This window comes from Blautia sp. MCC283 (assembly GCF_018785565.1).
In the GTDB taxonomy this organism is placed as follows: domain Bacteria; phylum Bacillota; class Clostridia; order Lachnospirales; family Lachnospiraceae; genus Blautia_A.
Map to the genome: position 1 here is coordinate 58,069 of NZ_WQQB01000017.1, position 12,527 is coordinate 70,595.

At 42.3% G+C, this 12,527-nt stretch carries 7 protein-coding genes; all 7 read right to left on the reverse strand.

Features of this window, described 5'->3' with window-relative positions:
- Position 1: 1 nt before the first annotated feature.
- Entirely contained in the window at positions 2–862 is an 861-nt protein-coding gene (locus GPK81_RS06320) for a class C sortase (protein WP_252196616.1), read from the reverse strand.
- Positions 863–995: 133 nt separating this feature from the next.
- Entirely contained in the window at positions 996–2,360 is a 1,365-nt protein-coding gene (locus GPK81_RS06325; protein ID WP_215706732.1) for a SpaH/EbpB family LPXTG-anchored major pilin, read from the reverse strand.
- Positions 2,361–2,437: 77 nt separating this feature from the next.
- Positions 2,438–8,056: a SpaA isopeptide-forming pilin-related protein gene (locus GPK81_RS06330; protein ID WP_215706733.1), complete on the reverse strand. Its 5,619-nt coding sequence runs from the start codon at positions 8,054–8,056 to the stop codon at positions 2,438–2,440.
- Positions 8,057–8,439: 383 nt separating this feature from the next.
- Positions 8,440–9,441 (reverse strand): helix-turn-helix domain-containing protein, encoded by a 1,002-nt coding sequence (locus GPK81_RS06335; protein WP_215706734.1) that lies wholly within the window; start codon positions 9,439–9,441, stop codon positions 8,440–8,442.
- 495 nt (positions 9,442–9,936) lie between these two features.
- On the reverse strand, positions 9,937–11,229 hold the full coding sequence (locus tag GPK81_RS06340) for a UDP-N-acetylglucosamine 1-carboxyvinyltransferase (protein ID WP_021975986.1): 1,293 nt from the start codon (positions 11,227–11,229) through the stop codon (positions 9,937–9,939).
- 129 nt (positions 11,230–11,358) lie between these two features.
- Positions 11,359–11,865, reverse strand: a complete 507-nt coding sequence (locus GPK81_RS06345; RefSeq protein WP_021975985.1) for a shikimate kinase — start codon at positions 11,863–11,865, stop codon at positions 11,359–11,361.
- 67 nt (positions 11,866–11,932) lie between these two features.
- Positions 11,933–12,514 (reverse strand): flavin reductase family protein, encoded by a 582-nt coding sequence (locus GPK81_RS06350; protein WP_021975984.1) that lies wholly within the window; start codon positions 12,512–12,514, stop codon positions 11,933–11,935.
- Between the last annotated feature and the right edge of the window lie 13 nt (positions 12,515–12,527).

Here is a 12,527-nt window from a genome sequence, read left to right on the forward strand (position 1 = left end):
ATTATTTCCTGCGTCGTTTTTTGTTCTGAACAAAATTGACAGCTGCTACGAGCACAGCTGCGATCACAATACCGATCACAACACAAAGTATCAGCATCGGAAGTGTCGGATTGGAAATTCCAGTCGCCTTCTTCTCTGACTTCTGAACCGTCTTTGCAGCCTTAACAGTCGTTCTGTGCCCTCTGACCAGAATCCTGTGTGTGTTTACTGCATACGGTGTACAGGTAACAAGTGTCACATAATCCTTACCTTCTGTGATTGCCAGCGAATCGGTCTCCTCCGGAAGAACCGTCTGGATCTGATCCACTTCATAGGCAAGTGTCTTCCCCAGAATATGCAGGTAAAAAACATCTCCCTTTTCCACAAGGTTCAGATCTGTAAAAAGCTTGGCACTTGGAAGTCCTCTGTGTGCGGAAAGGATTGCATGTGTACTCTCACCACCAACCGGAAGACTGCTGCCAAACAGATGTCCTGCACCTTTCTCCAGTGACTCATCTGTGGTGTAATGATAGATTGGAATCTGTACATCGATCACCGGGATCTCCACATATCCCATCATTCCATCACCGTTCAGATTCAGAAGGGACTCATATGTACTGTCCGTTTCCCCATCCCTTACGGAAAAAGCATCCGGTACACTTTCCTGTTTGATCTGTTCGTTATATTCCTCTGCTGCCTTCCACATGCTGTCGATCTTCTCCGAATTATCCTCCGAAGAAACACTGCTGCTATATTTGCTGATCAGTAAATTGTCCCTGTGCTTATTCCAGGCATCACTGATCATCGGATACAGCAGTATGGACAATCCTATCAGAAACAGCAACCCAAGTCCAATATAATTTTTCTTCTTATTCTTACTCATAGGTTTCTCCATACTGTTGTATTACCACTCCCGGCCTCCGAAGAGGCCGGGCGGTAACTGATTTACTTAATTATTACTTTGGTTCTGTTGTTTATAAATATTTAGAAAAATCTGACCAAATGATCTGTCTGGATTACTCCTCAGATCCTTTTCTGCGGCTCATGAAGAATGCGCCAGCAGCACCAGCCATAACTACAACACCGATGATAGTGAAGAGATATGTTCCCATTCCACCTGTGGATGGAAGCTCACCAAGTTTGGTATCTTTTACTGGTAATGTTACATTACGAGTTTCTGCTGAATCTTTTGTAAGTGTTACAGTAGGAATATTTGGATTAATCTGATATCCCTGAGGTGCTTTAGTCTCTACGATTGTGTATGTTCCTGCACCAAGACCTTTTACTTTAACGCTTCCATCTGTTGCCTCTACGTCTGTTGTAGCAGCTGTTTTCTGCGCTTCTGTCATATCATCTGTAAGCAGTGTATAAACGCCATCACTTTCTTTTACGAACTTAAGAACGTTGTCATCCTTATCTTTAATCTGGAAGATTGCACCCTTCAGTGCATTACCATCAAGATCTGTTTTGTTAATTGTGATTGATCCAGACCAACCTTCTACTTTAGGTTTGTCACTAGAATTATTAGTGGATGCCTCATTAGTGTATTTTTCATCATTTGTAATAGTAGCTGTTACTTCTACTCTTACACTCTGTCCAGCATGAATATTTTTATCTCCAATATATTCATCAGTAAATTTTACAGTTAAAGCATCACTTGTTGGTAACTCTTTATCCAATGTATACGCTTCATTAAGAGTTACTTCTGTTCCATTTACCAGTACTTTTATACCTGTAATTTTCATTCCTGTTGATTTATCTGTAATCGTAAATGTTTTGTTTTCTGTTCCCTTCTCATAACTTGGGAATGTAGTATCAATATTGAATTTTACTTCCTCACCATTTTTTACAAATGACTGATTTTCATCATTTAATGTTTTTGTAATCTTATAATTAGATGCTTTTGCATTAATTTCTTTGTTAGCCGGAATAATTAAATGATTGACTCCATCATATCCGTAAGTACCCTCACCCATAACATTGTATGTTGTTGTTTTTCCAGCTGCAATGATCATATATGCACCAATTTCAAGGTTCTTGAAAGTATATGATGCTGTATCAACAGTAACTTCTTCTACTAATGCACTATCAGGAACTATTGTAGCTAATGTTTCCCAATCAATTGTAGCTACATTATCAACAACTGACGCATGATCTTTGGCCCACTCTTCGATAGTCCAATTACTCTGCTCCTCACTAAATCCAACTACTTTGTACAGTTTTAAAACTGTTTTATCATTCTCAGTTAAACCATTTACTGTAATACTTCCTGTTGCTGCCGGTGTAGCTGATGCATCAGCTGCAAATACTGTTGCGCACATAGACAGAACCATGATCGCTGCCATTAATAATGCGCTGACTTTCTTAAATAAATTCTTCATAAATTAAGCTCCTTTCTTTCTCTGCTTTTTTTCTTTTTCATTTCCCCTCGTATTGCCATATTTACAATTAATGATTGTTACGCCTTCTTTGCTTCTTCCTCCCTTCGTTTATTATTTATAAACAACAGGAGTGCAGTTGCAAGAATCGCTACACCACTGATTGTAAATCCATAGATTCCGGGGCCACCGGCACTTGGTAAGGAATAAAGTTTCGCATTTTTAATTGTTAAAACTTTATTTTCCAATGTCCACATCTCACCATCCTGTGCCGGATTACCATTTTCTTCGTTAACAAGTGTTACATTTCCTAATTCAACTTTGAAGTAAATACTGCTGCCTAATATCGAATATCCTTTTGGAGAAGTAATCTCTGTCAGTTTATAAATACCTGACTCCAGATTATTGAGTTCAATCTCTGAAGAATCATTCTTTACTTCTACTTCATTCTCAATCTGTATCCAGCTGTCACCCTCTTTCCGTTCTAATCTGAATTTAGAACCAGTTAAGAAATGACCTTCCGTATCTGTTTTCTGCAGATCCAGATTGGTTCGTGCCTCGTTCGTGTAGGAAGCAACCCCCTTTACACCACCAGCTGTATACGTGTACTCTCCTGTAATAACATTCTTTTTGTTTACGTCATTACCAAGTACAAAAGTAAGTGATTTACTTTCATTTGAAACATCGGATTTAGAATTTTCACAATCTGTTTCCGTACCAACCTCGAATGCACTAATTGTATAACCCGGCGTATTTGCTTCTGTTACAGTATAGCTTCCTCTTGAAAGGTCTGCCAATGTAACATTTCCGCTTGTTTCACCAGCCTTAACTGTCACAATTACCGGACTATTGGAAACATCATTACCATCCTTATCTTTTACATTAAATGCAAAGGTTCTGTTTTCACTAGATGCTTCTGTTACATTCTTTATGATCTGAAGCTGGCCCTTAATAACATGAATTTTATAAGTGCCATAAAGATTTCTGTTATTCGGATTGTAAGCTTTCTCATCTCCTACGAAATGCTGCATTCCATCACTTGTGGTGGTATTCTTCTTACTATCATCGGTTGATGTCGTATTCGGCTTATATGTTACCTCCAGATAATACTCTGTATCACCATCAGGTGTGGTTGCCATATCCTCTTCCTGGATATTGATTCTGTTTCCCTTCTCATCTTTCTTGAACCATTGCTTAATAATATGTCCGTTCGCATCTGCAGCACCTATTGTACCCTTTAAATACGATGTCTCTGATTCGCTAAACAGCTGATTCAAAATTGTATCATTTGTTGGTACTGTATCACCTTTGTAGATCCAAACTTCTTTGTCCTTGACTACTAAATTCACTTTAACATTAATTGTCGGCTGTGGCAACTCAACATCGCCATATCCTGTAGAAATCTTGGAGCCCGGTGATACGTTGGTTGTAACATTGGTTCCACCAACGAAGCTGTCTTTGGCTTTTACTTTGACTGTTTTATTCCATTCGCCATTTTTCTTCTTGTTTGGTATCGTCTGATCTGTCCACTCGATCTTATAACATCCATCGACCAGAGATACCGTACCACCATTTACTTTAACACCATTATTCAAGTCATCCTGTGTATATAACGTTCCATCATCTTTCAGAAGATCAAACCTCGAATCAATTATATCCGTAACTGTTGCTCCGGTAATTGCAATGTCCTGTGTGATCGTATTCTGAATGTCTCTGAAAATCTCGCCCAGTTTTGTTGCGTCATTCGCAGTAAATGCACAATTTGGAGAAGCTATTCCCGGATAATTCGTGCTTCCATCACCTGCTAGGAATTTTGCTTCATTGCTGTTATCATCGAATCCATAACCAATAGTATAGACCGTGTATCTAGCCTCTTTCAATGCATTGGCTGCTGTCTCTGCATTTGTCTTCGCATCAGAATCCCACTCATCATCCGTTCTGTTTCCTGTTGGAGCTCCATCTGTAAACAGAATCACATATTTCGGATTCCCATCATTAGCTACTGCATCTAATAACTCTTTGGCCTTGTTTAGTCCAATCGCTGGTGTTGTACCACCATAAGCCTTTAAGTTATTTGCAAATGATATTAATATATCCTTATTCTTCTCCTCTCCTGTATTCTTTCCTGCTGGAAGCAACCCCTGCGTTGCACCATTACTGCTATGATCTTGGTCGTAATCGCTGCTGAATGCTGTAATTCCAATCTTGCTTTCCGGTGACTTCGATGCAGTATCTGTTATAAACTGGTCTACGGAATCCTGTAATGCCTGAAGTCTTGTTTTAGTTTCTCTTGTATAAATTTTATAATCAGTGTAGTAATTCGAAGCTTCATACCTGCCAATATACCACTCACTATACCGCTTACTATACTTCATTTCTTTATAAGAACCATCTTTTTCTACATAATAAGTAGTCTTTTTATCAAGCTTCTCTCTTCCTTCCGGCGTATTATCAGCAATATAAGTATAATTGTTTATTTTTTTATCCATCGAACCGGACACATCCAATACCAGCATAATATCCGCAACCGCTTTTGTTGTAGTCGTCACGGAACTGGTACTGGTCGATGCTGCCTTGATATTAATATCGTAGGTTCTGTCATTCCAGCTATCAACTTTTGCGGTCTTACTATACTCCATACTGGATTTAATGATTTCTTCCGGTGTCTCATTCACGATCTCGTTGTCTGTTACCTCATTACCTGAACTGTCTTTGAGTGTTGTAGTAACCAGTGTATCGCTCGTCTTTGTTACTTCGACCGTCCATACCGCATCAGATTTCACATAACCAGCCGGTGCCTGGAGTTCCTTCAGGTAATAGATACCTGCACGAAGCCTGTCAAATGTTACGGTTCCGTCTTTTCCGGATGTCACTGTTTCAAGCTGTGTAGTACAATCCTCATCTGTATAAAGAGCAAAACTTGCTCCGCTCAGTCCGGTACCGTCTTTATTCACCTTGTTAAATGTCAGTGTTCCAAGCGCGTCTGTTGTGACCTGTGAAATTCTGGCATTTGGAATGGTGAAGTTCATATAACAGTTGGAAGCACCTGCACCTCGCTCCATATAAAGGATCGTTAAGGTATGCTCTGCCTTTTTCTGTTCATCTGTCAGCTGGGTTTTGTCCTGATTTGTATTTAACAAATACTTCCACAGATCTACAGTAGAAGTAGCTGCGTTATGGATTCCGCCAAGATCAATAACTACTTGTTTTCCATCCAGAACGACCCACATATCATCATCACCGGTAAAACTATAACTTAATGGTCCTATATAATCACCAAGTTTGAATTTAATATCATAGCGCATACCAAAATAGTAATTGTGGATTTTATTATCCTCTGTAAGTTGACTATCTACCTTTCTGGTATAAGCTTTTTCATAACTTGATCGAACAGAATCCAACGGGAAGAAATCCGCTCCGGATTTACCATTTTTATCTAAATTATACTGTTCCGTTACATTTTTACCATTTCCGTCTGTTACGCCGGTTAATGTATAAGTATCTCCGCTTCTGTCAAAATTCAGCGTATAATCCCTGTAGACTTTTCTCAAATAATTATCCGTTGAATTTCCGGCCAATAGATCGGAATTTGTGAAAAAGCCCGGATCCGGATAATTAAATTCAACATTTCCGTCTGCATCCAGACCTTTCAGCAGTCCTTTAATGACAGCGTCACTTCCTGTCCATGTGTTAACGCTAAGACCGTCTTTCGTCCAATTATATCCGTAATTCTGGTAGTTTTGTTTTGCCTCACCCATGGTCAGCTTATTCTTGCTGTCTTTGTTCTTACCGTAATTACTTTGTTGGTTGATGGAATAGTCCGATCCGGCTTTTACCGTATAATCATAAAATGTCGGCGCACCGGCGAAATTTACAGTTACAGGTGTATAATATACTTTAACAGTAGCATCCTGTGCCACATTAAACTCACCCGGCTGAACTGTAGATGTTCCGTTAACAGTAACTACTTCTACCTTTGAAATATCCCAGTTCTCCGCTTTCTTACAATCTACCTTCTGACCAATCGTAAGTTCCCGGACATCATCCGCATAAATCTTGCTTGCCGGATTCGTCGTTCCGTCATAATGCTCTATTGTAACATTAATCTTACCATTACGCTTGTTATCTACGATTACATAAGTAGAAAAATGTGTAGTCTCAAACTCAACATTTCCATTCTTATCAACGTTTCCATCCATGTTTTCAATATTGTTCTCATCGTCTACATGGTATACGTCTGCGTCGTTGATCTTTTTCTCATTGTTGAGTGTTACCGCTACCTTCACCGTATTACCTGGCTGAACTTCTTCTCCATCTACCAGGAATTTGATATCGTACGAATAAAGCTTTTCAATGGCTTTCTGTTCTTTGATGGCTTTTTCTGTGATCTGGGCTTCCGCTTCCTGTGTAAGTTCTACCGGTGTTACGGAAAGCTCTGCATTATCCGGAAGATCTGCCGGATCCGTAAGTGTGACTTTAACATTCACTTCGTCACTCTTGTAATCGTATCTGGTAATCTCAGGCTGAGGCTCCTCTTCCTGAATGTCCTCCGCAGGCTCCTGCTCACTGTCATCAACCACCTGCGCCATGTCACTTCTTATGTAGCCTTCCACATCTTCATAGGAAACCTTGTACCAGGTTGTTCCATCTTCTGCGGTAACCGTTTCCAGAACGGTAAGTCTTGTTCCTGCCGGTATGGTTGTTGCTACATCTGCTTCTGTGGATGGGCTTACCCGAAGATTAACATCTTCTCCAATCACTTCCACGATCACCGGCTGTGCTGCCGGTTCCGGTGTGATCGTCGCATCTGTATTTCCGTCATCCGGATCTGTAAGGTCATCTGCCGGTGCTTCCGTAACAGTAGGATCTGCTGCCGGAGTCTCGGTCGGTGTTACTTCCGGATCAGAAGTTCCATCACCATCTGTGAAATCTCCATCCGCTGCAGGCTCCTCAGCCTCAACAGAAATCTCATCCTCAGCATCCTGCACTTCCGGAGCATCCCACATCACTGCAAAAACTGCTGCATTGGAAGTCTGCACCTGAAGAGTCTGAAGCTGTTTGCTCTCATTCACATTCAGAACCTTTAATTCTTCATTTGGCTGTAAGGTAGTAACCTCTGTTTCACCTGTGTTGCTGTTATAATGAAGCTTCTCTGCCGTTACGCTGGTGCTGGCTGCATCGGTAAGTTCCGGTGCTGCCGGTGTCTTGTACTCAATCGTAACATTAACTCTGCCATTCGGCTCAACTCTGTTTCCGTCAGCATCTGCAAAATACACATCATACGCAACAAAACCCTTCAGGCTGCTGCCCTTATCTTCTGCTGCTTTCGCAAGTTTCTGAGATACCGTATCATAAGAAACGGAAGAATTCTCATTCACACTTTCAGCTCTTAATGTTGTATTCTGTGGAAGAGCTCCCTCTTCCTGCGCTTCTGCTGTTACTTTCACAGAATCGTTTTCATATGTAAGCGTAGATTGTTGCTGCGCCTGTTCTCCCTGGTCTGCGCTGCTTACATCCGGTGTCGCTTCTTCGGCCGCTGATCCGGAGACAGATTCACCATCTGTAAAATCCTCCGTTCCATCTCCAAATGTCTCACTTGCGGAGATCGTGTACGCACTTGGCACACAAGATACCATCAACGCCAAAGCCACCATAAATGCCAGGATTTTTTTGATCTTATCTTTCTTCAATCTTTTCATACCTTTCCCGCTTTCCTATGTGTGCATTAACGTGTACTATAATTTTTATTATCTTATTTTTGTTTATATTCCTCTTTTAAAAAGCTTCAAGTTTTTTAACTGGTAATGAAAGCAGTTTAGCCTTACCAACATTTTATATATATGCGTTTCAAGTGTCAATATGAAAACCATTTTTGGCACTCATATGTACATTTTTAGTATCCAAACGTACATTTTAGGCACTCAGAAAAAAAACTTCTTTGCTTCTTCCCCTTTCTTATATAGTTATTTTTGTCTTTTGTTGATAATTTTCAATCAATATATATGTATTTGTGTTATTTATTATACAGCATAGACAGTTACCATGTAAGGCCCATTCCAACGCAAAAAAGTGCCCCATAATACTATTTCAGCATATAATTCTTCAGTTCATCCCGCTTCTTTACATTCAATTTACTGAAAATATCCGTAAGATAATGCTTTACTGTATTTACAGAAATTCCAAGATGTGCAGAAATCTCTTTATTCGTCCATCCCTCACCTGCAAGCATGGCAATGGAAAATTCCATCGTCGAAAGTTCATTCGTTACTTTCTTTTTCGTTTCATTATTATGTATCACCATCCAGCCTCTGCTGAAAAAAAGGACTCCATCTGTAATCTTCCGGTATCCATCCGGATCATTCTTCCGGATACACGCCTCAACCAGCCCGCGCAAAAGACCATGGTGTTCAATAAAAGGCTCAATGAAATTATCCATTTTGGCAAGATTCCATCCCTTCATAAATTCAGACTGCGATTCCTGCATATCCTTCCTGTTGATCCGACACATCGCCATCATACACCGGATGTAGATCATACTGATCGGATAAACGTCATTCGTCATAAGCAATGCAGCCTTACACATTCCATAAGCACTCCAGTACTCCCCGTTCAGATACATCTGATGCGCCATCACATAAACCGCAAACAACCGCAACCCCTCCGGAAGCATCCCGCAATACCCCTCCAGAGACGGAATCCTCTCTGTAGGAAGATGCAAAAGAACAACACCAGCATACCCGGCCAAAACACAAACCGCCTGAACCTCCTTCGAAGCCCCTTCACGTTTCACCAGCTTCATACACTTCTGAATCCCCTCCAGACCACGCCGCGCCGCAGCCGAATTACCAAGAGAAAGATTCGAATAGCCATAAAGTATACACGCAGAAAGCCGCAGCTCTATCGCCTCATCCTCAAGATAAGACTCCGCAATCTCACAACATTCCTTCGCCCTGCCCGAAAAATAAAAAAGCTCAGCCCTGGCAATATTCCTGAAATCGCTATCTTCAAACCGCTCCACAACCTCCACAGCCGTCCCAGGTTTAAAAGCAGAATTCAAAAGTGGCAACACCGTATATTCACTCATACCTCAATCATCTCCTGTGATCAAATCATTACACCCTTGCAAACTCAGAATCCATATCCTCAAGTCCAGTTCAAAGCCCCAAATTCATCCTGTATTTACATAAATTATAATCCAAAACCCCACAAAAATAAATTCAAACTTTTCGCAAAAAATCCCCAGCCCATGCCGACAACATCCACAACTCAGTACCACCCTAAACCCTCAAAACACCAATACCCACACAAACTCCAAGCCGACAGCGCAGCGCCTCGGCCCACCACCCTACCGTCAGACACCAACAAACTCAGCCCTTGCGGCCATCCAGCGCAGCGCTGATGGCTCACCACCTACCATCCAGCCACTCTACCGCCATGAACAACCAGGACGGCAGGCGAAGCGACCGCCCCCGGCACGTACATGCAGCTGCCCCGTCAGCCGTCCGTCCCTCCCACCACCCACAAAAAAAAGAGCCCCCAGGCACACACCCGGGGAACTCTCTCAATCATTCAAATTCAATCATCCAACACGCAGCCGAAACTTCTGAATCTCCTTCTCACTGGAAACCCTCTCGATCTCCGCTCCAAGACTCCTCAGCTTCTCTTCAAAGTTCTCATATCCACGCTGAATATAAACAATATCATCGACAACCGTAACACCCTCTGCAGCAAGCCCCGCAATAACAAGCGCAGCACCCGCACGAAGATCCGGCGCACTCACACGCGCACCCGTAAGCTTCTTCACACCATCAATAATAGCAGAGTTCCCCTCCACCTTAATGTTGGCACCCATACGGGAAAGCTCATCCGCATACTTAAACCGGTTCTCAAAAATACTCTCCGTAACAATACTCGTACCCTCAGCCAAAGCCAGAGTAACCGCGATCTGCGGCTGCATATCCGTCGGATAACCAGGATAAGGCAAAGTCTTTACATGAGTACGATGAAGTTTATGCGGCGCACGAACACGAACCGCATCATCAAACTCCTCAACCTCACAGCCGATCTCCTCAAGCTTGGCAGTAGTAGCTTCCAGATGCTTCGGAATAACATTACGGACAGTAACATCACCACCCGTAGCCGCAGCAGCAAACATAAAAGTACCTGCCTCAATCTGATCCGGAATAATAGAATACTCTGTACGGTGAAGCTTCTCAACACCACGGATACGGATCACATCCGTACCAGCACCCTTGATATTCGCACCCATGCTGTTCAGGAAGTTCGCCACATCAACAACATGCGGCTCCCTTGCAGCATTCTCAATGATCGTACGACCAGCCGCCATAGAAGCAGCCATCATAATATTAATCGTAGCACCAACAGAAACCACATCCAGGAAAATGTGGCTGCCATGAAGATTCTCAGCCTTGGCAACAATAGCACCATGACGGATATCAACCTCCGCACCAAGAGCACGGAATCCCTTCAGATGCTGATCGATCGGTCTGCTGCCGATATTGCATCCGCCAGGAAGCGGAACTTCCGCATGCTTGTACTTGCCAAGCAAAGCACCAAGAAGATAATAAGAAGCACGGATCTTCTTGATATATTCATAATCAACACTGAGATTGCCGATGGTAGAACCGTTGATCTTTACAGTAGATTTATCGACACGCTCAACCTGAGCACCTATCTCTGAAATAGCCTCAAGCAGAACATTGATGTCCCTTACATCTGGCAGATTCTCGATTAATATTGTTTCATCAGTCATAATGGCTGCTGATAATATTGCAAGAGCAGCATTCTTCGCACCTGCAATATCCACTTCTCCAACCAGAGGATTGCCGCCTTTAATCACATACTGTTCCATAACACACCTCTATTATTTTACTCCTCTATGAGCAAGAAACTTTCTCTGAATTTACGACGGAAACATACGTTCCGCAACACCGTTTTTTAGGTCAGTTGTATATTATAACACATATTTCGGATTTGTAAACTATTTCTCTCCCCGTTTCAGTGCATCAAGCACGATCTGAAGGCTTCCCTCCAGATCTTTGTCTTCTTCGTCTACAATAATATCCGCATATTTCTCATACAGCACTGTCCGTTCCTCATAAAGACTCTCCAGTGTCTGCCCTTCTTTCAGAACAACTCCACGGTCTTTCAGATTGCCAAGACGCTTGGACAGCAGCTTCAGAGAAATCTTCAGATATACCACAACTCCTTCTGATTTCAGATGCTGCATTGCCTCATCACAATACACGACACTGCCACCTGTGGCAATGACCGTATTCTCAACCTGGATAGACGCATTCACACGATTCTCCACCGCCTTGAATCCGTCAATTCCATCCTGCTCAATGATCTCACTTAAAGTTCTCTTTTCTTCCTTCTGGATCAGCAGGTCTGAGTCAATAAACTGGTAACCAAGCACTTTCGCAAGTACAACACCGATGCTGCTTTTTCCCGCACCAGGCATCCCTATCAGTGTAATATTATTCATACTGTGTCCTTTCATTTTAACATAGCTGTAACAAAATCTCAACAATCGTTCCTGTGCCGTGTTATTCTCAGCGTTTCTTCTTACCGTTTTTCTTCTTCACGCTGTAGCCAAAAGTTCCCACCTTCCGGCCACCAGCCAGATATTCCCCATGGGAATAAACCAGAAGTCCCGCATCATTGAGATGGAACTTGTTGTTTTTGTCCATATATGCTTCATCCGCATGAACCGCAAGTACATCTGCAAGAAACATATCATGCGATCCCAGTTCCTTCACCTCTCGTACTCTGCACTCGATGGAAACCGGTGCTTCCCCGATCATCGGAGCAGAAACATACTGTGCTTTCTCTTTTGTAAGATTCAGTTTTTCGAATTTGTCAACATCCCGGCCGGACCGGACTCCGCAGAAATCCGTCGCAAAAGCCAGTTTTTCTGTTGTAAGGTTAATAACAAACTCTCCCGTTTTTTTCAGCATTCCATAAGAATAACGGGATGGTCGGACTGAAATATAAGCCATCGCCGGATTCGTACAGACCGTTCCTGTCCACGCAACGGTAATAATATTGTCGTTGCCCTCTCCGTCCGTGACACTGACCATCACTGCCGGCAGCGGATAGATCATATTTCCCGGTTTCCAAATCTGTTTTGCCATTGATCCGGCCTCC

Coding starts and splice junctions, on each gene's coding strand:
- GPK81_RS06320 (WP_252196616.1), bottom strand. CDS start 862: ATGAGTAAGAATAAGAAGAAAAATTATATTGGACTTGGGTTGCTGTTT.
- GPK81_RS06325 (WP_215706732.1), bottom strand. CDS start 2,360: ATGAAGAATTTATTTAAGAAAGTCAGCGCATTATTAATGGCAGCGATC.
- GPK81_RS06330 (WP_215706733.1), bottom strand. CDS start 8,056: ATGAAAAGATTGAAGAAAGATAAGATCAAAAAAATCCTGGCATTTATG.
- GPK81_RS06335 (WP_215706734.1), bottom strand. CDS start 9,441: ATGAGTGAATATACGGTGTTGCCACTTTTGAATTCTGCTTTTAAACCT.
- GPK81_RS06340 (WP_021975986.1), bottom strand. CDS start 11,229: ATGGAACAGTATGTGATTAAAGGCGGCAATCCTCTGGTTGGAGAAGTG.
- GPK81_RS06345 (WP_021975985.1), bottom strand. CDS start 11,865: ATGAATAATATTACACTGATAGGGATGCCTGGTGCGGGAAAAAGCAGC.
- GPK81_RS06350 (WP_021975984.1), bottom strand. CDS start 12,514: ATGGCAAAACAGATTTGGAAACCGGGAAATATGATCTATCCGCTGCCG.